The sequence below is a fragment of the Streptomyces rhizosphaerihabitans genome, assembly GCF_025399795.1.
GTDB classification, from domain to species: Bacteria; Actinomycetota; Actinomycetes; order Streptomycetales; family Streptomycetaceae; genus Streptomyces; species Streptomyces rhizosphaerihabitans.
Window position 1 is genome coordinate 54,763 of the sequence record NZ_JAODTZ010000001.1, and the last position, 22,912, is coordinate 77,674.

Consider the following 22,912-nt stretch of genomic DNA (forward strand, 5'->3'; position numbering starts at 1 on the left):
GGGTCGTCAGATATTTGTTCAGGAGCAGGCTAGCCCCGCGCCTATGGACCGACAAGGCGGCGAGCTCTACGCTCTGCGCACGATCTGACTGCCCGTCAGCTATGGGCGTCGAAGCGAACGATCACCGGGGGGGCCGAAGTGAACGACACCGCACACGCCCTGAGTTCCGCGCGCACGCTGTGGGAACTGGTCGCCCGCCGTGCCGACCTCACCCCCGACCGGCCCGTCCTGCTCCAGGACGACCGCTCCCTGAGCTTCGGCGAGCTGCGCGAGCGCGCCGAGCGGGTGGCGGCGGGCCTGTACGACAAGGGCGTACGCCCCGGCACGGTGGTCGCCTGGCAGCTGCCCACCCGGATCGAGACCGCCCTCCTGTCCTTCGCGCTGGCCCGCATCGGCGCCGTGCAGTCACCGGTCATCCCCTTCTACCGCGACCGTGAAGTCGGCTTCGCGCTGCGGGAGTCCAAGGCGGAGTACTTCGCCGTGCCGGGCCAGTGGCGCGGCTTCGACCACACCGCGATGGCGCACCGGCTCGGCGCGAAGAACGTCTTCGAGGCGTACGACACGCTGCCGGACGGTGATCCGGCCGTGCTGCCCGCCCCGCCCGCCGACGGCACCTCCGTCCGCTGGATCTACTGGACCTCGGGCACCACCTCCGACCCCAAGGGCGTACTGCACACCGACCGTTCACTGATCGCGGGCGGTTCCTGCCTCGCCCACGCGCTGCGGTTGTCCGCCGGTGACGTGGGCTCGATGGCCTTCCCGTACGCGCACATCGCCGGGCCCGACTACACGGTGATGCTGCTGCTCTACGGCTTCCCGGCCGTGATGTTCGAGCACTTCGCGCTGCCCGTCGCGCTGGAGGACTACCGCAGGCACGGCGTGACGGTGGCGGGCGGGTCGACCGCGTTCTACTCGATGTTCCTCGCCGAACAGCGCAGACAGCCCGGGGAGCCGGTCATTCCCACGCTGCGGCTGCTCGCGGGCGGCGGAGCCCCGAAGCCGCCCGAGGTCTATCACTCCGTCGTCCGGGAGATGGGCGTGCAGCTCACCCACGGGTACGGAATGACCGAGGTCCCGATGATCACGATGGGCGCGCCGGACGACACGGCCGAGAACCTCGCGACCACGGAGGGCAGGCCCCCCGAGGGCATGGAGATACGGATCGTGGACACGTCGGGAGCCTGCCTGCCCTGCGGCACCGACGGGGATGTACGGCTGAGGGGGGAGGCCGTGTGCCAGGGGTATCTGGACCCGGCGCAGACGGCGGAGGCGTTCGACGGGGACGGGTTCCTGATCACCGGGGACGTCGGGCATCTGACCGAAACCGGGCACCTCGTTCTCACCGGCCGGGTGAAGGACATCATCATCCGCAAGGGCGAGAACATCTCCGCCAAGGAGATCGAGGACCTGCTGCACCGGCACCCGGCGGTCGGCGACGCCGCCGTGATCGGACTGCCCGACGCCGAGCGCGGGGAACGCGTCTGCGCGGTGGTCGAACAGCCTCCGGGAGCGGCCGGGTTGACGCTGGCCGCCGTGACGTCGTATCTGCGCGGGGAAGGGCTGTCCGTGCACAAGCTGCCGGAGCAACTGGAGGTCGTGGACGCCCTTCCGCGCAACGAGGCACTGCGGAAGGTACTCAAGTACCGGCTCAGAGAACGCTTTTCGGGGTGAGACCCCGGCCGGCCGAGGTGGTCCCCACGGGGCGGCCGGGTGAGCGGTCGGCCCTGGCGGACCGGCCGGACCGGTCCCCAGGGAGGCCGGCCGTGGTGAACGGCCGGCCCTGACCGACCGGCCGGTTCTCCTACTCCGGAACCGTGAAGTAGCGCGCGAACGCGCTCACGACCTCCGTCTCGCCGATCCGTCCGTCGGCGTCCGCGTCCAGGGCGGCTGCCGCGGTGGCGGCGAGGCCGTCGCCCACTCCGAGGGCCCTGAGGACGCGCGCGGTCTCCTCGACCGTGGCCGCGCCGTCCCCGTCGGTGTCCGCCACCGCGAGGGCCGCGTGCAGGAAGGGACGGGCGATCTCGGCGAACCGGTCGGGGTTGTCGCGCAGCCGCTTCACGGCGCCGCTCACGAACTCCTCGCGGGTGATCCGCTGGTCGCCGTCCCGGTCCGCTATCCCGGCCATGCCCTGCCAGAACGCCTCGGCTCCGATGTACAGGGCCTGGCCCTTGTCCGACCGGGCCGTCGTACCGAACTCGGCGAGAAGCGCCTTGGTCGCGGCGTTGAAGTCCTCCCGGTCGATGTAGCCGTTGCCGTCCTGGTCGAAGCCGGCGAACCGGGCGGCGATCCTGCGCTCGTACTCGGTACTGACCATGGTGTGTTCGGACCGCCTCACTTCTCAGCCGGCCGGGGCCGGACTGCACTTCATCTGGCACGGAGCGTACGACGCCCGGACCGCCCGGGGAGCCGGAAAACGACGGTTGTACCAAGACCGCAAAAATTCTGGAACAACAGCGTGGCGGTGCGTCGCGCAGTGAGCAGGGGGCGTCACTCCGGGCGAGGGCCAGAGCTGGGCCTAGGGCTCGGGCTGGAGCCGGGGCTCGGGCAGGGGCTCGGGCAGGGTTTCGGGGCGGGGCACGGTTTCGGGGCGGGTGCGGGCTACCGGACGGACGGGCCGGCGGCCGGCCGGTCAGGCCGACAGCGGGCGGGACTCCTCGTCGACGGCCGCGTCGACGTCGGGGTACACGTCGAAGAGACGGCGCACTCCGAGGGCCCCGAGGACGCGGTTGACGTGGGAGCCGTCGGCCGCGCCCTGAGCGGGCAGGATCAGCCGCAGACGCCCCCGGCAGGAGCGCGTGAGACGGCGGGCGGCGATCAGCACGCCGACACCGCTGGAATCGCAGAACACGACCTCGGAAAGGTCCAGGACGATGCTGTGCCGGCCCGCGGCCACCACGTCGTGCACGCTCTGTCGCAGCGCAGGCGACGTCACGAGGTCGAGCTCGCCCGACACCCGCAGAACGGCCCACTCGCCCTCCTGGCGGCCGACGGCGCCCGAACCACCCGTGCTCCCTCTCCCTGTGCCTCCCGCGCCGCCGTCGCCGTCGGTCACGTCGGTCACGTGGATCACCTTGAGCGTCACCGCCACGCCTCTCGCTCGCCTCGCCCAGCAGAAACGGAAGCACTCCGTACGCTTCCTTCCAGCGCGGCTGCCCCGCCGTAGTTCCATGAAACACGGATCCCGCCAGGAAGAAACGCCTGTCTACGGTCGAAAATGCTTCACGAGGGTTCTCTTTCGGTCGCATACGACCAGTTGCGGTCACGTCCGGGAGTGGAAGTGGCGCGCTTCTACCATCCATCGCCTGCCCAGGGGCGCACATTGACGCAAAGGGGCGTGCGTCGTCCGACGTGCCGACTACATTCAAGACAGCAGTTGCGCACACGCTGGACAGCAGCACCGCATGACTGGACAGCGGCAGGGGACACGGCCGGGACACCTGCCGGACACACGGACGGGCGCCGGGCACGACCAGGGGTGAGGGGGCCGTATGGCGACACAGGACGCACCGCCCCGCTGGGACCGCAAGATGCAGCAGCGGCTCTCGCGCGGGGAGGCGGCCGCGCTCGGTGAGCTCTACGACCGGTTCGCCTCGCTCGTGCACGGTCTCGCCCATCGTGTGCTCGGAGACGAGCGGGCCGCCGACGGGATCACCCGCGAGGTCTTCACCCACGTCTGGGAGAACCCCGACGCGTACGACCCCAAGCAGGGCCCCCTGCGCTCCTGGGTCGCCACACTGACCCACCGCCTGGCCGTGCAGCGCCTGCGCGCCACCGAGACCGCCGCGCTCGCCCGGGGCGGCGACGGCACCGCCGAGGAGCTGGAGCGCAAGGTGCGCAGCGCGTCCGTCGCCGCCCGCGCGGACTACATCGTCACGTCCATGCCGACCCCGCTGCGGGCCGCCCTGGAGCTCGCGTACTTCCAGCGCCGTGACTACCGACAGGCCGCCGCCGACCTCGGCGTCACCGAGGACGAGGCCCGCCGCCGGCTCCGCCTCGGCCTCCAGCTCCTGTCCACCGCCCACGACACCGGTCCCACCGGCGCACCGCCGGAATACGGGGGTGCCCGGTGAGCGAGGGAACGGACCGTTCCGAGTCGTTCGACGACCAGGACGGGCGCGAGGGCGTGCACGGAGACATGGACGAGGGCGTGGACGGGAACGGGGCCGGGCACGACGGCCTGCGCGAGGACGAGGACGGGCACAGCGGGATGCATGGGGACGGACATGAGGACGTGGGCAGCGGCGGTGACGCCGAGCCGCGGCCGGACGGGTCCCCTCGCATACCGCCGCCGCGCGCCTCCGTGGAGGACACCGGACTGCCGCTGCCCGAACCGGCCGCCGCACCCGGCCCGGCGCCGCTCGTCCTCGAACACCGGGTCCTGAAGTCGCTGCTCGGCGCATGGGCGCTGGCCGCCTGCTCGGCCGACGAGACGACAGCCGTCGAGGAACACCTCGGGCACTGCGGCTCGTGTGCGGAGGAGGCGCTGCGGCTGCGCGAGGCGGTCGGACTGCTGCACCCGGCGGAGAGCCTCGACCTGAACCCGACGCTGCGGACCCGCGTCCTGACGAGCTGCCTGGGCCGGCGCCCGCCGCGCATCCCGGTACCCGAGTGGGCCGCTCCGTACGACGCGGAGACCGCCCGCCTCGACGCCCTGCTCCAGGACATCGGCGGCTCCGAATGGCACGCGCCCGTGCGGCTGCGCTGGTTCGAGGGCGACGGGCCCGTGAGCCGCCGTACGACGGTCGCCGGGGTCATCGCCCATCTGCTGACCGTCGACGGACTGGTCGCCGTCGCGCTGGGTCTTGACGACCCGCTCGGCAAGGCCGACGCGGAGCGGCCGACACCGCAGGATCGCACCGAGGCGTACTGGCGTGCCTCGCGCGTCCCGCCCACCCGGTCCGTTCGCGGGCCCTGGCGGGAGCAGAGCCACAGCATCGTCCGGACGGTGTCGTTCGTGGAGGGAGGTACCTCCCACGCGGGCGAGACCGGGGGCGGGAAGGGCTCCGGGCGGCTCACCGTGGCGTACGGCGGTTTCGAACTGCCGCTCAGCGACTCGATGCTGGACCGGGCCTTCGAGTGCTGGGTGCACGCGGGGGACATCGCCGACGCCGTGGACTACCCGTACGAACCGCCCGCTCCCCGGCACCTCCACCGGATGATCGACCTGGCCGCGCGGATGCTGCCCGTCTCCCTCGCCGAGCGGCGCCGGGCCGGGCTGTCGGCCCCGCCTGTCCGGCATCTTGTCGCGGCGGGCGCTCCGGGGCGGAGCCTGCGCCTGGAGATCGAGGGCTCCGGAGGCGGCGAGTGGCTCATCCCGCTCGACTCGCCCGGCGCGGTCGGCTCCGCCGAGCGCGAGGTGGCCCATGTCGCGCTGGACGGCGTGGAGTTCTGCCGCCTGGCCGCGGGCCATGTGTCCCCGGAGGAGGCGGCCGCCGGACAGGACGGCGACCGCGAGGCCATCAGGGACGTGCTGTTCGCGGCGGCGTCACTGAGCCGGATGTAACCCGGCCGCGGCGGCGAAGCCACGACCGCCCCACACTTCTGTGCCCGTACGCCCCTACGCCCGTGCGCCGTAGGCGGTCAGGCGGTCAGGCGGTCAGGCGGTCAGGCGGTCAGGCGAAGATGACAGTCCGGCGACCGTTCAGCAGGATGCGACGTTCCGCGTGCCACTTCACCGCGCGCGCCAGCGCCTGGCACTCCACGTCACGGCCGATGGCGACCAGCTGGTCGGGGGTGACGTCGTGGCCGACCCGCTCGACCTCCTGCTCGATGATCGGGCCCTCGTCGAGGTCGGCGGTCACGTAGTGCGCGGTGGCGCCGATGAGCTTGACCCCGCGGGCGTGCGCCTGGTGATACGGCTTGGCGCCCTTGAAGCTCGGCAGGAAGGAGTGATGGATGTTGATGATGCGGCCGCTGAGCTGCTTGCACAGGTCGTCCGAGAGGACCTGCATATAGCGGGCGAGGACGACCAGCTCGACGCCCTTCTCGCGCACCAGCTCCAGCAGCTGCGCCTCGGCCTCGGCCTTGGTGTCCTTCGTCACCGCGATGTGGTGGAAGGGCACGTCGTACGACCCGACGAGCTCCGCGAAGTCCGTGTGGTTCGACACCACGGCGGCGATGTCGACGGGCAGCGCGCCGATCCGCGCGCGGAAGAGCAGGTCGTTCAGGCAGTGGCCGAACTTGCTCACCATGAGGACGACGCGCATCCGGTCCTCGGCCCGGTGGATCTGCCATTCCATGTGGAAGGCGTCACCGATCGCCGTGAAACTCGCGCGCAGTTTGTCCACCGTCACCGGCGACTCCGCCGAGAAGTGGACACGCATGAAGAACAGACCCGTGTCGTGGTCGCCGAACTGCTGACTGTCCTCGATGTTGCAGCCGGTCATGAACAAGTAGCTCGACACGGCGTGCACGATGCCCTGCTTGTCGGGGCAGGAGAGAGTCAGGACGTACTGCTCGGAGGCGGGCGCGCTCCCGCGGACGGACGGCTCATTCATGCGGGACAGGGTCCCATACCAGGCGCCCGCGACGGAGTGCCGTCCCGCCACGCGGACGTCCGCGTGGCACCGCCCGGCCGCTCCGCGGACGCCGTACGGGCACCTGTCCGTCCCCGACGCCCGGGGAGCGCTCCACGAACGCGTCACGGACGTCCCCCGGTCACCGGTCACCGTCGGACCGAGGGCTGTTCCGATCACCGGGACGCGTGCCGGGCCGACCACGGGGCCGAACCCCATGCCGAACCCCGGTGGAACCGCTGGCCCACCCCCGGTGGAACCGCTGGGCCGGCCTCTAGGCCGACCGCGTCAGGATGCGCAGGACCTCCAGGGTGCGCGGAGGCGCGTCCACGTCCTCGCCGTCGCTCGACGCCAGCCGTACGTGCGCGGCGCGCGCGGCCTGCAAGGCGTCGGGCCACCCCTGGTGGTCGAGATAGGCGGAGACGGGTGCGTCCGGTCCGACCTGGTGCATGATCCGCAGGACCCGCAGGACGGCGCTGTCCACGAGGGCCGCCTCCTGGGGGTCCCGGAAGATCGTGCCGACGTACTTCTCGGCCGACCAGTTGTCCAGCCAGGTGTCCTCGACCAGTCGGTACACGGCGTCGGTGACGTCGCCGTACCCGTCGACTCCTGCGAGCCAGACGTCTCGCTGGAAGACGGGGTCGGAAAGCATGTGCAGCGCGGAGCGCACATTGCTGCGCCAGCGCCACCAAGGCATGTCGTTCAGTGGCATGCCGCCCATGGTGGATGAGCGACGACCGCGACGGGAAGAGTTCTCCGAGTCTTGCACGGTCACCGATCGTACGTTCCCTGTGAAAAACAGTTCATCGACCCCTGCAATTCACCTCTACGTCACCCGGTGTCGACCGCAGGTCACACAACGGTTTCTCGTGTGGGGGAATCGTGCATGCCCATGACCGGTAGGCGACGTACTCGCACCACCACCCCCCTTTCGCCCCGGCCCCGCAAGGCCAAGCTGCTGTACGCGAGCGCGCTGGTCGCGTGCGCGTCGGTCGCCGTCGGATGCGGGGTCATCCCTGGTGCCACGGGGGGCTCCGGGGATGACCCCGTCAGAGTGATGACCTGGGCGCCGGAGAAGACCAACGCAACGAACAAGCCCGGAATGCCGGCGTTGGCGAAGGCCTACGCGCGCTGGGTCAACGCCCACGGCGGCATCAACGGCCGCAAGCTGGAAGTCCTCACCTGCAACGACCAGAACGACTCGGTCGCCGCCGCGCACTGCGCCGAGCGGGCGGCCGACGAGAAGGTCGTCGCGGTCGTGGGTTCCTACAGCCAGCACAGCCGCTCGTTCCTCGCCCCGCTGGAAAGCGCGGGCATCCCCTACATCGGGGGCTTCGGCGTCACCGACGACGAGTTCACCAGCCCCATCTCCTACCCCATCAACGGCGGCCAGCCCGCGCTGCTGGCGGGCCTCGGCGAGCAGCTCGGCAAGAACTGCGGTCCTGTCTCGCTCATCCGCCCCGACACCATCGCCGGTGACGAGCTGCCGGTGCTGCTCGACGCCGGCCTGAAGGCGCTGGGCCACCCCCAGGCCGCCGATCAGCGGGCGGCCGAGGACGCCACGGAGTACTCCCAGCCGACGAAGCAGGCGCTTCAGCACGCGACCTCCGGCTCGACCGGGCGAGGGTGCGTGGTCCCCGCGCTCGGTGACCGCACGAACACCTTCATGGACTCCTTCCGGCGCGACAGCGCGGACTACCCGAAGGTGCACACCGGTACCGTCATCGGCAGCATCGACCAGTCGCTGATCGACGCCACCGGCGGCAAGTCGGGCCCCTACGAGGGTTCGTACGTCACCGGCTGGTACCCGACGGCGGACGACGCGCGCTGGAACGCGATGCGCGGTGTGATCAAGGAGCAGGCCTTCGGCGACAACCGGATCGATCCCGCCGACGCCGGGGTGCAGACCACCTGGATCGCCTACACCGTGCTGAAGAAGGTCCTCGAGTCCCTCGGCGCAGGCGAGATCTCGTCGCTCACCATCCGGCGCGAGCTCGACAACGGCCTCAAGGTGACCACGGGCGGGCTCACACCGACGCTCAGCTGGCGCTTCGAGGACCTCATCGGGGCCGGCGACTTCCCGCGACTCGTCAACGCCGATGTCACCTTCCAGGTCATCCGCGACGGTCAACTGACCACGCAGCGAGACGGGTTCATCAACATGGCGAAGACGCTGGCGAACGCGGGCTAGCCGGACGGACATCGCGGGCGGACCCGCCTGCGGTCGGGGCGGGTCCGCCCGCCCCGACCGACCGGAACCGGAACAGCGCCCACAACGAAGCCCGGCTCCCTCGCCGTTCAGCGAAGGAGCCGGGCTCTCGTGCGGTCACAGCCGACTGCCGGTCACAGTCGACTGCGGGTCACAGCCGACTGCCGGTCACAGCTGAGTGCGGGTCCGCTGTGTCAGTCCGTACTTGGACGCGATGGAGTTCCAGAGCCTCGCGGCCTTCTCCTTCTGGGCGGAGGCCGTGCCGCTGGCGGCGTCGCCCGCCCGGGTCTGCCCGGTGTTGCGGGCGTGGCCCTTGTGGCAGCCCTTCTTGTCGTTGCCGATCTGGTCGGCCCAGGCCGCGTAGTGGTTGTCGGCCGCCGCGGAGGCCTTCCAGCCGTTGGTGAGGGCGGCGGCCAGCTCGTCGTGGTTCGGCAGCTTGTCGACCGCCAGGGAGGAGAGCCGGGTGACCAGCTCGCCGCGCTGCTTGGCCGCGTCCCGCAGATCACCGGCCGCCTGGCCGAGGTTGTTGCACGCCTTCACGTTCGCCACGGCGCTGATCACCGAGTCACGGCTGCTGGTGCTGTCCGCGAGGACCTTGTCCAGCTCGACGGCCTGCGCCTTCACCGGGTCGCCGGCGGCCGCCGACGAACCCTGTGTGGCGGGCGAGGTCGCGGCCACCGTCTTGCCGGTGTCGTCGTTGCCACCGCCTCCGCCGCCACTGAGCAGGGCGCCCGCGCCGACACCGAGCACGATGATGCCGATGCCGACGGCCGCGATCACCGGGACGCGTGAGCGACTGCGGTCACCGCCGCCCGCTCCGTCGCCGTCGGACGGGCCACCACGCCGTGCCGCGGCCCGGCCACCGGGCGCGCCCGGCGCGGACTGCCCGCCGTACATGTCGCCCGCGCCGTGCGGGGCCTGTGGTGCGCCCGCGTCGATACGCGGCAGCATCTGCGTCGCCCCGGCCGCTTCCGGCTCACTGCGGAAGAGATTGTCGAACTCCGCCGGGGGCTGCCGCTCCTCCGGAGCGCCGGCGGGTATCCCGTAGGACCCGGACGGCTGTGCGGGCACGGGCGGGATGTACTGCGTGGCGTCGGCGTCCGAGCCGACGGGCGGCAGCGATCCGGCGCCGGGACCGCCCTGCGGCGTCTGCCCGAGGTACTGCGTCGCTTCGGGCCGGACCTCCGGCGGCAGCGCGCCCGGTCCCACCGGCGGTATGAACTGCGTCGCCCCCTCGTCACCACCCGGAGCGGCCGGGATGTACGGAATGTACTGAGTCGCCCCGTCTTCGCCGCCGGACGGCATCGACGCGCCCTGTCCGGCGTGACCGCCCTGCTGCTCCTGGGCCCCGTAGTTGCTGCCGTAGCCGTCGTATCCGGCGGCCGCGTGCGAGCCGTGCGCCCCCGGCGCATAGCCGTTCCCGGCGCCGTACGACGAGGGCTGCGCGCTCTCGGGCGGCAGCGGTCCGGAGCCGGATCCCTGCTGGGCGAAGCCCTGCGCCTGCTGTGCGCCGTGCGGGTCCGACCCCGGCCAGCCCTGGGGCCCGGAGGGCGCGGAGGCCTCCCACGACTGAGGGGCGTTCACCGGCGCACCCCAGCCGTCACCGGGCTGCGGGGCCGGGGCGGCCGACTGGTCGGGGCCCCACTGTCCGCCCCAGCCGGGAGCACTCACCGGCGCCACACGGTCACCCGCCGTACCCGGCAGCAGCGGCTCGCTACCGTCGGAGGGCAGCACGATGCCTTCGCGCGCGGGCCGCGCCGAGGGCTCCTCGCCCTGTCCACTCTGCGTCACCGGGACTCCTACGAATGGGGGACCTTCGGAATCATCGGCTCACGCTACCGGGTCCCCACAACCCGGTGCTACGCAGCACCGGCAGTGATCCCCGTGCCGTGTGACGCGGGTAACGAAACCGCCCCCGAATGCGCTGTATTCGACTGCCCTCGCTCACAGCGCCCACGTTTTCCCGGCGTTCACGCCGGTACAGGCCATATGTTCATTCGTGCGGACCCGAAGGCACGGAAGAGAAATGATCACACCCGCGCCGGAACCCGGGCGATCGCGCCGCCCCTGGACGACTCCCCGGGCCCTCACACCGAACCCTCGCTGCAAACGCTCACGCCGGAGCGCACGCGCCACGGTGCGCACGGCGTTCGGTTCACATGGGGCGCACGCGGCGTGCGCCCCCAGCAGGACACACGCCGTCCGTCCACGCCGAGCCGCGCACGACTCAACCCACGTGCCCCACGCGTGCGTTCACGCCGCCGCCTGCAACTCCATGCGCGCCCCGAACTCCCGCACCACGGCCTCGTCCTGGAACGGCTCCAGGCGCTGCTGCAGGTCCTCCAGGTACTCGGCGCCGCGGTTGGAGCGGAGGGTGCCGAGGAGTTCGACGGCGCGCAGACCGGTGTGGCAGGCCTGCTCCACCTCGCGCTGCTGGACCTGTGCCGTGGCCAGCAGGACGTAGCCGATGGCCCGGCGGCGGGCACGCGACTCGGGATGGCCGGCCAGGGACTCCTCGGCGCACCGCGCGGCGGCCTCGGCCTGGCCGAGGTCCCGGTGGCAGTGGGCCAACTCGTCGGCCAGATAGGCCTCGTCGAAGTGCGCGATCCACGTCGGGTCGTCCCCGGAGGACTCGTCGGCGTTCTCCAGAGCCGTGACGGCCCGCCCCGACGCCACCTGCGCGGCGCGCGCGTCGCCCATCAGCGCGTGCCCGCGCGCCTCGGCGGCGTGGAACATCGACTCCGCCCGCGGTGTCACCCGCCCGCGTGCCCCCTCCTGGGCCGCGCGCGCCAACTGCGCGATCTCGCGCGGGTTGCCGAGCTGGGCGGCCAGGTGGCTCATGGACGCGGCCAGGACGTAGCCGCCGTAACCGCGGTCGCCGGCCGCCTGCGCCAGCCGCAGCGCCTGGATGTAGTAGCGCTGGGCGAGCCCGGGTTGACCGGTGTCGATGGCCATGTAGCCGGCGAGTTCCGTCAACCGGGACACGGCGGCGAACAGTTCGCGTCCGACCGCCTCCCGGTAGGAACCGGCGAGCAGCCCGGAGACCACGCTGTTCAGGTAGTGCACGACGACCGGGCGCACATGACCGCTGCCGTACTGGTGGTCGAGCTGGACGAGGGCCTGGGTCATCGCGCGGACCGCCGCCACGTCCGAGAGCCCGACGCGCGGGCCCGCCGAGCGGGCGACCTGCGAGTCCGGCGACGAGATCAGCCAGTCACGGCTCGGCTCGACGAGCGCGGAGGCCGCGACGGACGACCCGGACAGGAAGTCCCGTCGCCCCACGTCGCTGCGCCACAGCTCGCAGACCTGCTCGATGGCGCCCAGTATGGTCGGCGAGAACTGGAGACCGACGCCGGACGCCAGGTTCTTGCCGTTGGCCATGCCGATCTCGTCGATCGTGACCGTCCTGCCGAGCTTGCGGCCGAGCGCCTCGGCGATGATCGCCGGAGCCCGGCCCCGCGGCTGCTGACCGCGCAACCAGCGCGCGACGGACGTCTTGTCGTAGCGCAGATCGAGTCCGTGCTCCGCTCCGCACATGTTGACCCGGCGGGCCAGCCCGGCGTTCGAGCAGCCCGCTTCCTGGATGAGTGCCTGCAGTCGTTCGTTCGGCTGCCTGGCGATGAGAGGCCTTGCGGCCATGGCGTACCCCCTGTGGCTGCGGTGCCTGCCCACGCACCGAGTTGACGTGTCCTCACCGGCCGACCAGCGAAAGAAGTCGGCCAGGAAGATCAATGCCCCGCAGACATGCCGAAGATGCGGGACATGTGAGGATTGCCGGGGTAAGGGCGGTTGCCCGACCCCATCCCTGATTACCCACTACCGGCTGCCGTTCCCCCTGCGCGCCCCCACACGTGCATCCATGCGCCCCAGGCGAGGAATCGATGCTCCTCCCCCGCGCGCGTGTCCCCCGTAACCCGAGGTGGACGCGGGAGTTGGGATCCACGTGGAAGAGACCATCGCAGGTACCGAGTCCGCGCAGATCCCCCGGCGGCGTGGCGAGTCGCTGCAGGAAACCGCCGTGCGCTATGCCGAGGAACGCCACTGGGACGTGGTCCCCGGCACCTGGCTGGAAACGGTCGGCGGGATACAGCTCTGCTCCTGCGGTGAACCCGCCTGTGCCGCGCCCGGGGCGCATCCGGCGCGGGAGGACTGGGCGACGCAGGCGACGGGCAGCGCGACCGTCGCACGGCGGCTCTGGGCGATACGGCCGACGGCGTCGATCCTGCTGCCCACGGGCCGTACGTTCGACGCGATCGAGGTGCCCGAGACGGCCGGGTTCCTGGCGCTCGCCCGCATGGAGCGGATGGAACTCACCCTCGGGCCGGTGACGTGCACACCGGACCGGCGCATGCACTTCTTCGTGCTTCCCGGCGCCGCGGCGAAGATCCCCGGTCTGGTACGGACGCTGGGCTGGCCGCCCGCCTCCCTCGACCTGGTCGCGCTCGGCGAGGGGGCCTACGTGGCCGCGCCGCCGACCCGGTTCGGCTCCCGGGGCGCCGTGCAGTGGGCCTGCCGGCCGACCCCCGCGAACCGCTGGCTGCCGGACGCGGAGGAACTGATCTCGCCGCTGGCCTACGCCTGTGGACGGGACCGGTAGATCCGCAGCAGTCCACAGGGGCCGCAGCCGCCCATAAAGATTCGCGGAGATCGACTGAGACCGGTAGGGACGGGGAGCGGGCGGCCGTAGGCGCTTAGGGTGCCTGTATGAGCGAGGGAGCGAAGGACGGTGGCGTGCCCGCCGTACGTGTGCGGGGGCTCTGGAAGCGGTTCGGGGAGCAGGTCGCCGTGGCCGGGATCGATCTGGAGCTTCCCGCGGGGCAGTTCATCGGGCTCGTGGGACCGAACGGGGCCGGCAAGACCACCACCCTGTCGATGGTGACCGGGCTGCTCAGGCCCGATCAGGGCACCGTCGAGGTCGTCGGCCGCGACGTGTGGCGCGACCCGGTGGAGGTGAAGGCACGCATCGGTGTGCTGCCCGAGGGACTACGGCTCTTCGAGCGGCTCTCCGGGCGTGAACTGCTCGCGTACACCGGCCGGTTGCGGGGCCTGCCCGGCGCCGAGGTCGACAAGCGGGCCGCCCAGCTCCTCGACGTCCTCGACCTCGCGGGCGCGCAGCACAAACTCGTCGTCGACTACTCGACCGGCATGCGCAAGAAGATCGGTCTGGCCTGCGCCCTCCTCCACAACCCCGAAGTCCTCTTCCTCGACGAGCCGTTCGAGGGCGTCGACCCGGTCTCCGCGCAGATCATCCGCGGGGTCCTGGAGCGGTACACGGCCTCCGGTGCCACCGTCGTGTTCTCCTCGCACGTGATGGAGCTGGTCGAGTCGCTGTGCGACTGGGTGGCCGTCATGGCCGCCGGCCGCATCCGCGCGCACGGCCCGCTCGCCGACGTACGGGGCAGCGCGCCCTCGCTCCAGCAGGCCTTCCTGGAGCTGGTCGGCGCGCACGGCCGGGGCACCGCGGCCGACCTGGACTGGCTGGGCGGCGGGGCTTCCCGGTGAGCGCCGGCACCGGCGTCTCCGCCGCGTCGATCACCCCCGTCGTCGTACGCCTGAAGCTGTCGCTCCTGCGCAACGGGCTGCGGCAGTCGGCCGGGCGGCGGGCCGCGTTCATCGTGTCCACGGTGCTCGTGCTGCTCTTCGCCGTGCTCCAGCTGCTCGGCCTGATCGCGCTGCGCGGCAACGCGCACGCCACCGCCGTCGGCGTCCTGCTCGTGGCGATCCTGGCGCTCGGCTGGACCGTGATGCCGCTGTTCTTCCCCAGCGGGGACGAGACGCTCGATCCGACGCGGCTGGTGATGCTGCCACTGCGGCCGCGGCCGCTCGTCCGGGCACTGCTGGCCGCCTCGCTGGTCGGCGTCGGGCCGCTCTTCACCTTCTGCCTGCTGCTCGGTTCGGTGATCTCGGTCGCGCACGGGGCGGCGGCGTACGCGACGGCGGTGCTCGCCCTCGCGCTCGCCCTGCTGGTCTGTGTGGCGCTCGCGCGGGCCGTCGCGGCCGCCAACATCCGGCTGCTGTCCAGCCGCAAGGGCCGCGATCTGGCGGTGCTCAGCGGACTGGTCGTCGCGGTCGGCGCGCAGCTGGTCAACTTCGGTGCGCAGCGGCTCGGTTCGGCGGGCGGCCTGTCGAAGCTGGACCCGGTCACGGACATCCTGTCCTGGATACCGCCCGCGTCTGCGATCGGCGCCGTGGACTCGGTGAGCGACGGATCGTACGGGGCCGGGATCGCCCGGCTCGCGCTGTGCGCGGCCGCCCTGGCGGGGCTGCTGGCGCTCTGGTCCCGTCATCTGACGCGGCTGATGACCTCGCCCGACGGGTCGACGCTCCAGGCCGCGGAGCCCGCCGGCCGCGAGCGCGGCTCGTCGGGGCTCGCGCGGCTGCTCCCGGCGGGGCGCACCGGCACGGTCATGGAGCGCAGCCTGCGGTACGTGTGGCGCGATCCGAAGACCAAGGCGGCCTGGGTGACCTCGCTGGCCATCGGGCTGATCGTGCCGGTGTTCAACGCGCTCCAGGGCACCGGCTCGGTCTACTTCGCCTGCTTCGCGGCCGGGATGCTCGGGATCCAGATGTACAACCAGTTCGGGCAGGACACGTCCGCGTTCTGGATGGTGGCACTGACGATCTCCTCGACCCGAGACGCCTACGTCGAACTGCGCGGGCGCGCGCTGGCCCTGCTGGTGATCACCCTGCCGTACGCGACGCTCGTGACCGCCCTGACGACCGGGCTGCTCGGCGCGTGGGAGAAGCTGCCCGAGGTGCTCGGCCTGTCCTTCGCGCTGCTCGGCGCGATGCTGGCGACCGGCGCCTGGTCCTCGGCCCGCTTCCCCTACTCCATCCCCCAGGAGGGCTACAAGAACGTGGCCCCCGGTCAGGCCGGCCTCGCCTGGATCGCCATCTTCGGCGGCATGGTCTCGGCCGCACTGCTCGCCTCCCCCGTCATCGCCCTCACGATCTGGCTGAACGTGAGCGCGGACGGGGACCGGTGGAGCTGGCTGCTGCTGCCCGTGGGCGCCGTCTACGGGGCACTGATCACACTGCTGGGGCTCCGGCTGGCGGCACCCCGGACGGCCCAGCGACTGCCGGAGATCCTGGCGGCGGTCAGCAAGGGGTGAGAGCCGGAGTGCGAGCGCACCGGCTTCAGCTGGTGAGCACGCCGTCCAGGAACGGCTCGATCGCGGCGCGCCACGCCTCGGGCTGGTCGTAGTGCACGAGATGGCCGGCGTCGGCGACCTCCGCGTACTGGCCGCGCGGCAGGACCCGGACCATCTCCTGGGACTCCGCCCGGCCGAGCTCGCCGTCGAGTCCCCGTACGACCAGGGCGGGGCACCGGACCTGGGCGAGCTCCTCCCAGTGGGCGTCGTACACCCATGTCTGGCGGGACTTGAGCATCTGTTCCGGTTCGAAGACCGGGCGCCAGCCGTCGGAGGACTCGTGCATCACCTCGGCGTAGAACTCGCCGCGGGAGGGATTGCGGCGCTCCACCCAGGGGTCGTCCTCGCCGAACCACTTCCGTACGTCGGCGAGCGTGGCGAAGGGGACGGGCCAGGCCTTGAACCAGTCCTCCCACTCGCGCTGCGAGGCGGCACCCAGTGCCGAGGCCCGCATGTCACAGATGATCAGGGCGCGGACGAGATCGGGGCGTTTGGCGGCGAGCTGCCAGCCGGTCAGCGCGCCCATCGCGTGGCCGATGAGGACGGCCGGTCCGAGACCGAGCTGGTCGAGGGCGGCTTCGGCGTCCTCGACGTAGGCCTCACGGGTGTACTCGGCCTCCGGGGCCTTGTCGCTCTGGCCGTGTCCTCGCTGGTCGAGGGCGATGGCGCGGTGCCGCTCGGAGAGCCAGCGGGCGGTGGACGCCCAGTGCGAGGCGCGGCCCATCAGGCCGTGCAGTAACAGCACGCCGGGCGCCTCGGAGGCCCTCGGCAGGTCGCTCTTGGGGGGATCGGCGAACTCCCAGGCGGCTAGGCGTACACCGCCCGCTCCCGTCACGTCGATGCGCCGCACCATCGGTAATGGCACCCCCCTAGCTCGCTCGGACCGGCTCGCTCCCGCTCTTCCCAGCCGGTCCACTCGTACCGCTTCCTGCTGCTGCTCCTGCTGTGCTGCCCGGTGTCCCTATGTGTACTCCCGCCACATCGCCACGTTATCGAATGGGGTTTCGAAGCTGGCCTTTCCGGCCGCAACACCCCTCGTTCGAGTGACCGCCCGCAAGGATTGACCGCCGTCGCCGCGGGGAGATCTTCTGCGGGAGGCGGACCGCTCGGGGAAAACGGTCCGAAGGGAATGACCCTGAGAGCTCGGGGCTCCGGGTCAGCACAGGGGAGGACAGGCCCCGGCGCCAGATGGCGCCGGGGCCCTCTCCACATCTGCGGCACATCCTTACGCCCCCTCCCCGACCGCGCACCATCGCTCTCGGACACGGTCAAGAGCCCTCAGGTCATATGCCTCACGCGACAGCCTCGCACGCAAACGGTCCGGGCGCTGCGATTCCGCACACTGAATCTTCGTATCGACCAGGTCGCGAAAGCATCACAACTGCCTCTGCTGTCACAGCAGTTGACACGCCTGGGGTGCGGCGGACCGGGTGCGCCCCACGGTGTCCGGCGAGCGCCCGGACGCCGACGTGGAGGTCAGCGACCGCTGACCCCTCGGCCGGCGCCCGGGAGCTGCCCCTCGCGGGCACCGGAAGCACGGACGGAGAAAAAGCCGCGATCCGGAAGCACGGCTACCGGACGTGCACCTTCCGGAAGTGCGGCTACCGGCGCTACGGCCAACGGAAGCACAACTACCGGAAGCTCGGCCACCGGAAGCGCCGTTACCGGACGCGCGCCCCCGGAGACGGGGTCACCGGTGGCACGGCCACCGGTACGCCCGCCGACGGGGTCAGCGCTTGGCGACGAACACATGGGAGGCAACGTCCGCCTCCAGCTCCGCGGCCTCGCCGCCGCTGCCCACGAGGACCCCGCCGGCCGACTCGGTCACGCTGACCACGGAGCCGGGCTGCACGCCCGCCCGCCGCAGCGTGTACATCAGCTGCGCGTCCGTCTGGATCGGCTCACCGATCCGCCGTACGACCACGGTCTTGCCGTCCAGACCCGGGTCCAGCTCGGCCAGCGACACCATGCCCTCGTCCAGGAACGGGTCCGCGCCGTCCTTCTCGCCCAGCTCCTCCAGGCCCGGGATCGGGTTTCCGTACGGCGACTCGGTCGGGTGGCGCAGCAGCTCCAGCACGCGCCGCTCCACCGCCTCGCTCATCACGTGCTCCCAGCGGCAGGCCTCCGCGTGCACCTGCTCCCACTCCAGGCCGATCACGTCGACGAGCAGACACTCTGCGAGGCGGTGCTTGCGCATGACGCGCGTGGCCAGCCGCCGGCCCTCGTCGGTGAGCTCCAGATGCCGGTCGCTTGCCACCGCCACCAGACCGTCGCGCTCCATCCTCGCCACCGTCTGACTCACCGTCGGGCCGCTCTGGTCGAGCCGCTCCGCGATCCGGGCGCGCATGGGGACAACGCCTTCCTCCTCCAGCTCGAGGATGGTGCGGAGATACATCTCCGTGGTGTCGATCAGTCCGGACATTCGTGCCCCTCGATTAGCTCTGCCGGAGACTCGATGGCCCACCGGCGTGTGCGCTGGCCCTGAACTCAATTCTGACGCATAGCACTGACAACCGTGCCTCGCCGTTGAAACCGCTTGGTGTCGATTGCCCTGGAATCCGTGCGGGAAGGGGACCCCGTCCTCAGGCACGCCCCCCGGCCGCCGCGCTCGGCGGAACCCCCGAAGGCCGTATTGACAGGGAAGTGGTCCAGACCGCAACGTGATCCGCGACACGACGGAGTACGGCCGCACCGGGGCGACCGGTTCAGCCGCCCACCCGCCCTGGGCCGACCCGACGCCGACGAGACGTCCAAGCCGACGAGACTTCTAAGGGGCTTCGCCGATGAGCGACAGCAAGCTGGCCGGGCAGTTCTTCGACGCCGCGATCGGCCTGCTGCGGCGGGTACGGGACGAGGACGCCGGGGAGATCGAGGCGGCCGGGACCCTGATCGCCGACACCGTCGTCGACGGCGGCCGGCTCTTCGCCTTCGGCGCCGGGCACTCCTCGCTCGCCGCGCAGGACATCGTCTACCGCGCGGGCGGCCTCGCCCTGATGAACCTGCTCGCCGTGCCGGGAGTGGTGGGCGTCGATGTCATGCCCGCGACGCTGGGCTCCGCCCTGGAGCGGGTCGACGGTCTGGCGAGCGCGGTCCTCGACTCCAGTCCGCTGCGTTCCGGTGATCTGCTGGTGATCATCTCGCTCTCCGGCCGCAACGCGCTCCCGGTGGAGATGGCCATGAACGCCCGCGCCCTGGGGATCAAGGTCATCGGCGTCACCTCCGTCGCCTATGCCACCGAGACGACGTCCCGGCATGTGTCGGGCACCTACCTCAAGGACCACTGCGACCTCGTCCTCGACTCGCGGATCCCGGTCGGCGACGCGGAGCTCGCCGTGGACTCCATCGAGGCGCCCTTCGCCCCCGCCTCGACCGTCGTCACCTCGGCCCTGCTGCAGGCCGTGATGGCCACCGCCGCCGGCGCCCTCGCGGACCGCGGCATCGAACCGCCCCTGCTCCGCTCGGGCAATGTCGACGGCGGCCACGAGTGGAACGGACGGGTCATGACGGAGTACGGGGACCGGATCTTCTACCGGCGCTGACCGGACGCTCCACCGGCGCCGACCGGACGCTTCACCGCGCTGACGAATGCCTTCACCGGCGCTGACCGGATGTCCTACCGCGCCCAGAGGCACGCAGCGCCCCGGGGACGGAGCACTGACGGACACACGGACCCGAGCGGCTCCGCAGGCGTCCTCGGGCCGGTTCCAAAAGTGCCTCAGGCCTTCCCCGCCAGCTCCTCCAGGTCCAGGGCCATCGCGATCCGTACGGCCACGTCCTCCGCGTACATCGCGTCCGCGCGCTCGAACCGGTTGCGGCCGGCGCTCCGCAGGAACGTCACGACTCCCAGCGTCCGCCCGCGGCTGCGCAGCACCGCGCACAGGGCGTGCACGGAGTCCCTCGGCCACTGCCGGGCGAGCGCCCACTCGCGCGCCTGCTCGGCGGCGGCGGCAGCCGCGTCGGCCCGTACCGACCCGGCGCGCTCCACGCACTGGAGCGCGGGGTGCCCCTCCCCGTAACGCAGGGGCAGTCCGGCCTTCCCGGTGATGAGGCTCGGTCCGGGCGACCCGGCGGGCGTGGCAACGGTCCGGACGAGCCGCACGGGTCCCTCCCCGTCCGCGAGCCGGCCCCCGGCCACCCGGTCGACCAGAGCGTGGTCGGCGAAGCCCGCGAGGGCGAAGTCGAGGTGGACGGCGGCGGCCTCGCCCGGATCCTCGCACTCGGCCGCGGCCCGCGCGGCGCGATGCAGCTGGTTGGCGCGGAAGCGCAGCAGCGCCGCCTCCTGCTCGGTCTGCTTGGCCTCGGTCACGTCCTGGAAGAGCCAGCCGACGCCGAGCGGTACGGGTTCCTCGGCGAGCGGCGAGGCGAGCCGCAGGAAGCCGCTGAGCCAGCAGCGCCGCTTCTCGCCCTCCGCCGTGCGCACGCTCACCCACATCTCCGCGGGTGCCGGCGGAGCGCCTTCGGACAGGACGTGGGTGAGGGCGCTCTCCAGTTCCTCGACGCCCTGGGAGAGCAGTTCGCCCAGGGGCCGGCCGAGAACGGAGGTGCGACCGGTCCCGAGGGCCTGTGCGGCGTGCGCGTTGACCACGGCGGGCCGCAGGTCCGCGTCGACCAGGACCACGCCCCAGCTGGCGTCCTCGAAGAGCGCCTCGCTCAGGGCGATGGACCGTTCCAGGTCGATCTGTGTGTGCACCTCGCTGAAGGCGCAGTACACCCCGGCGGGCTTGCCGTCGGGGCCGCGGACTGCGGCGGACTGGGTGCGGACGAGCACCCGGCCGCCGTCCTTGGTGAGGAGCGCGAACTCGTGCACCTGGCGGCCGGGGGCCTCCATGGCGGACATCAGCCGGGCCTCGACCTCCTCGGCGTCCGCGGTCCGCACGGCCCAGCCGGCGAATCCGCGCCGCCCCACGGCCTCGGCCGCCGTCCACCCGAGAATGCGCTCGGCCTCGCGGTTCCAGTGCGTGAGGACGCCGTCGGCGTCGAAGGCGCACAGAGCCGCGTCCATGCCGTCCAGGAGCGCGGCAAGCAGATCCGAGCCGTCCCGCTCGGGCTCGTCCGGCCCCAGCTCGTCGGTGGTCCCACTACGCCGGGAAGCACTCACCTGGACCCCCTGCAGGCTGTGTCCGCGTATACGACGCGACAGTTCACTCACTCGTCACCATTCAACTCGAACGTGACCCAGCCCACACCTCGTTCCCCGAAGATGGGAGGAAATCGCTGTACGACGGAATCGCGCCCCGCCCGCCCCAGGAGCCTCCGTCCGGAACTTCTCCATAAATCACTTGAGGCTCCTCGGATGTCTTCCTAGAGTGCTGCCCACGTAGGAGAGGAGGTGGTTCGGCTCATGACGGAAACCCGGACATACGAGGTGACTGCGGGCTAGCGGCCCGTTGTCGGACTCGGTTCGGCGCCGGACCAGCATGTGTGATGTGCATGCAGCCGGCCCAATCCAACGCAGTCACCCGACCCGCGAGCTCGCCGGTGCGTCCGGCCGGCCCCATCGCCGCCAGGCGGAGGGACCCGAGCTCGCGGGTCGTCTGCGTTCGGCCCGGGTGAGCGTCCGGCCCGGATGAAGAGAGTGTTCGACCGGGACACGAACTCGACCCGGATGAGCGTTCGACCGAGAAGGAAGCTCGGCCCCGGCGAGCATTGGGCCGGGGCACGGACTCGGCCCGGGCGGCACTTCGGCCGAGGCGAGGGTTCAGCCGGGTCGAGCGACTTCCGGAGTGATCCAGGCCACAGGCGGATCACGGGGGCGGCAGTACGCTGTGCCCATGCTTCCGATGCTCGTTCGACGCCGCCACGTGGACTACGTGCGCGTCACGAGCATGGGCTGTCGGCGCTCCGCCTGACCCAGCCCCCTTCGCACCGCTCCTCCCTTCACCCGGCACCCGTGGTCCCCGCCCCACCCCTGGCGGCCGCCCGGGCACCCGTAGACCCCGCGGACGCATCTCATGACGACGAACACGTCTTTCACGCCTGCCCCGAACGGGCGGCACATCCCCTCGTACCAGCAGCTCCCGATCATCGATCTCTCCGCGGCCGACCGCGGCCCGCAGGCACGGGCGCTGCTGCACGCGCAGTTGCACAGCGCCGCCCACGACGTGGGGTTCTTCCAGCTCATCGGGCACGGGGTGAGCGAGGCCGAGACCGGCGCGCTGCTGCGGGCCATGCACCGGTTCTTCGCGCTCCCCGAGGCCGACCGGCTGGCCATCGACAACATCGGCTCGCCGCACTTCCGCGGGTACACACGGACGGGCGACGAGCGGACCGGCGGCAGCCGGGACTGGCGGGACCAGCTCGACATAGGGGCCGAGCGGCCCGCGCGGACACCCGGGCCCGGTGAGCCCGCGTACTGGTGGCTGGAGGGGCCGAACCAGTGGCCGGCCGCACTGCCGGAGCTGCGCACGGCGACGCTGGCCTGGATCGAACGGCTGAGCGCGGTGGCAGCGCGGCTGCTGCGTGAACTGCTGACCGCCATCGGGGCGCCCGCCGGCTTCTACGACCCGGTCTTCGGCGAGCGGGCGCATCCGCATCTGAAGCTGGTGCGGTATCCGGGGAGCGCGGGCGACGGCGCCGACCAGGGCGTCGGCGCGCACAAGGACTACGGGTTCCTGACGCTGCTGCTCCAGGATCAGGTCGGCGGCCTTCAGGTACAACGCGAGGACGGCCGCTTCCACGACGTACCGCCGCTGCCGGGCGCCTTCGTGGTGAACCTGGGAGAGCTCCTGGAGGTCGCGACCAACGGGTATCTCGTGGCGACCAACCACCGGGTGGTGAGCCCGGCCGGGGCCACCGAGCGGTTCTCGGTGCCGTTCTTCTACAACCCGCGCCTGGACGCCCGGATCGAGCCGCTGCCCTTCCCGCACGCCTCGGCCGCGCCCGGCGTCACCGACGATCCCTCGAACCCGCTCTTCGCCGAGTACGGTTTCAACGAACTGAAGGGCAAGCTGCGGGCGCACCCGCTCGTCGCCGCCCGCCACCACACGGAGCTGCTCACTCCCGCGTGATGACCGGCGGCGGACGCGGGTCGGTGCGCG

Annotated in this window: 18 protein-coding genes; 9 read left to right on the forward strand and 9 right to left on the reverse strand. The window is 71.8% G+C overall.

What is annotated here, in order from left to right; translation table 11 throughout:
• Positions 1 to 138 precede the first annotated feature (138 nt).
• Positions 139 to 1,671, forward strand: coding sequence for a class I adenylate-forming enzyme family protein (locus tag N4G66_RS00255; protein ID WP_261701804.1), 1,533 nt, complete (start codon positions 139 to 141; stop codon positions 1,669 to 1,671).
• Positions 1,672 to 1,801: 130 nt separating this feature from the next.
• On the opposite strand, the gene N4G66_RS00260 is transcribed toward N4G66_RS00255, so the two are convergent.
• Together N4G66_RS00260 and N4G66_RS00265 are read right to left on the reverse strand one after the other, a co-directional pair.
• On the reverse strand, positions 1,802 to 2,314 hold the full coding sequence (locus N4G66_RS00260) for an EF-hand domain-containing protein (RefSeq protein WP_261701805.1): 513 nt from the start codon (positions 2,312 to 2,314) through the stop codon (positions 1,802 to 1,804).
• Positions 2,315 to 2,629: 315 nt separating this feature from the next.
• Positions 2,630 to 2,959 carry an STAS domain-containing protein gene (locus N4G66_RS00265; RefSeq protein WP_261702135.1) on the reverse strand — a complete coding sequence of 110 codons (330 nt, stop codon included), beginning with the start codon at positions 2,957 to 2,959 and terminating at the stop codon, positions 2,630 to 2,632.
• A 529-nt stretch (positions 2,960 to 3,488) separates the two neighbouring features.
• On the opposite strand from N4G66_RS00265, the gene N4G66_RS00270 reads away from it, so the two are divergent.
• Both N4G66_RS00270 and N4G66_RS00275 read left to right on the forward strand, forming a co-directional pair.
• Entirely contained in the window at positions 3,489 to 4,070 is a 582-nt protein-coding gene (locus N4G66_RS00270) for a sigma-70 family RNA polymerase sigma factor (protein WP_261701806.1), read from the forward strand.
• Positions 4,071 to 4,207: 137 nt separating this feature from the next.
• Positions 4,208 to 5,503: a zf-HC2 domain-containing protein gene (locus tag N4G66_RS00275; protein ID WP_261702136.1), complete on the forward strand. Its 1,296-nt coding sequence runs from the start codon at positions 4,208 to 4,210 to the stop codon at positions 5,501 to 5,503.
• Between the two features lie 109 nt (positions 5,504 to 5,612).
• Here N4G66_RS00275 and purU read toward each other — a convergent pair whose 3' ends face one another.
• Together purU and N4G66_RS00285 are read right to left on the reverse strand one after the other, a co-directional pair.
• A complete protein-coding gene (purU, locus tag N4G66_RS00280) occupies positions 5,613 to 6,497 on the reverse strand; it encodes a formyltetrahydrofolate deformylase (RefSeq protein WP_261701807.1) in 885 nt (294 codons plus the stop codon).
• Between the two features lie 292 nt (positions 6,498 to 6,789).
• Positions 6,790 to 7,290: an SCO4402 family protein gene (locus N4G66_RS00285; RefSeq protein ID WP_261701808.1), complete on the reverse strand. Its 501-nt coding sequence runs from the start codon at positions 7,288 to 7,290 to the stop codon at positions 6,790 to 6,792.
• 117 nt (positions 7,291 to 7,407) lie between these two features.
• Here N4G66_RS00285 and N4G66_RS00290 point away from each other — a divergent pair, with 117 nt between their 5' ends.
• Positions 7,408 to 8,706, forward strand: a complete 1,299-nt coding sequence (locus tag N4G66_RS00290; protein ID WP_261701809.1) for an ABC transporter substrate-binding protein — start codon at positions 7,408 to 7,410, stop codon at positions 8,704 to 8,706.
• Between the two features lie 186 nt (positions 8,707 to 8,892).
• Here the strand turns inward: N4G66_RS00290 and N4G66_RS00295 are convergent, their stop codons facing one another.
• Together N4G66_RS00295 and N4G66_RS00300 are read right to left on the reverse strand one after the other, a co-directional pair.
• Positions 8,893 to 10,515, reverse strand: coding sequence for a hypothetical protein (locus N4G66_RS00295; RefSeq protein ID WP_261701810.1), 1,623 nt, complete (start codon positions 10,513 to 10,515; stop codon positions 8,893 to 8,895).
• A 462-nt stretch (positions 10,516 to 10,977) separates the two neighbouring features.
• Positions 10,978 to 12,363, reverse strand: coding sequence for a transcriptional regulator (locus N4G66_RS00300; RefSeq protein ID WP_261701811.1), 1,386 nt, complete (start codon positions 12,361 to 12,363; stop codon positions 10,978 to 10,980).
• Between the two features lie 304 nt (positions 12,364 to 12,667).
• Here N4G66_RS00300 and N4G66_RS00305 point away from each other — a divergent pair, with 304 nt between their 5' ends.
• The 3 genes from N4G66_RS00305 (at position 12,668) to N4G66_RS00315 (ending at position 15,836) form a co-directional block, all read left to right on the forward strand.
• Positions 12,668 to 13,321, forward strand: coding sequence for a bifunctional DNA primase/polymerase (locus tag N4G66_RS00305; protein WP_261701812.1), 654 nt, complete (start codon positions 12,668 to 12,670; stop codon positions 13,319 to 13,321).
• 107 nt (positions 13,322 to 13,428) lie between these two features.
• Positions 13,429 to 14,226 (forward strand): ABC transporter ATP-binding protein, encoded by a 798-nt coding sequence (locus tag N4G66_RS00310; RefSeq protein WP_261701813.1) that lies wholly within the window; start codon positions 13,429 to 13,431, stop codon positions 14,224 to 14,226.
• The gene (locus N4G66_RS00315) at positions 14,223 to 15,836 is read left to right on the forward strand and encodes a transporter (RefSeq protein WP_261701814.1); all 1,614 of its coding nucleotides are present in this window, start codon (positions 14,223 to 14,225) and stop codon (positions 15,834 to 15,836) included. Before N4G66_RS00310 ends, N4G66_RS00315 begins: the two co-directional genes overlap by 4 nt.
• A 25-nt stretch (positions 15,837 to 15,861) precedes the next feature.
• Here N4G66_RS00315 and N4G66_RS00320 read toward each other — a convergent pair whose 3' ends face one another.
• Both N4G66_RS00320 and N4G66_RS00325 read right to left on the reverse strand, forming a co-directional pair.
• Positions 15,862 to 16,728: an alpha/beta fold hydrolase gene (locus N4G66_RS00320; RefSeq protein WP_261701815.1), complete on the reverse strand. Its 867-nt coding sequence runs from the start codon at positions 16,726 to 16,728 to the stop codon at positions 15,862 to 15,864.
• An 876-nt stretch (positions 16,729 to 17,604) separates the two neighbouring features.
• On the reverse strand, positions 17,605 to 18,297 hold the full coding sequence (locus tag N4G66_RS00325; RefSeq protein ID WP_261701816.1) for a metal-dependent transcriptional regulator: 693 nt from the start codon (positions 18,295 to 18,297) through the stop codon (positions 17,605 to 17,607).
• Positions 18,298 to 18,658: 361 nt separating this feature from the next.
• On the opposite strand from N4G66_RS00325, the gene N4G66_RS00330 reads away from it, so the two are divergent.
• Positions 18,659 to 19,414, forward strand: coding sequence for an SIS domain-containing protein (locus N4G66_RS00330; protein WP_261701817.1), 756 nt, complete (start codon positions 18,659 to 18,661; stop codon positions 19,412 to 19,414).
• Positions 19,415 to 19,590: 176 nt separating this feature from the next.
• On the opposite strand, the gene N4G66_RS00335 is transcribed toward N4G66_RS00330, so the two are convergent.
• Positions 19,591 to 20,973, reverse strand: a complete 1,383-nt coding sequence (locus tag N4G66_RS00335) for a PAS domain-containing protein (protein WP_261701818.1) — start codon at positions 20,971 to 20,973, stop codon at positions 19,591 to 19,593.
• An 853-nt stretch (positions 20,974 to 21,826) separates the two neighbouring features.
• On the opposite strand from N4G66_RS00335, the gene N4G66_RS00340 reads away from it, so the two are divergent.
• Positions 21,827 to 22,882 carry an isopenicillin N synthase family dioxygenase gene (locus tag N4G66_RS00340; protein ID WP_261701819.1) on the forward strand — a complete coding sequence of 352 codons (1,056 nt, stop codon included), beginning with the start codon at positions 21,827 to 21,829 and terminating at the stop codon, positions 22,880 to 22,882.
• The last annotated feature ends 30 nt before the right edge of the window (positions 22,883 to 22,912 follow it).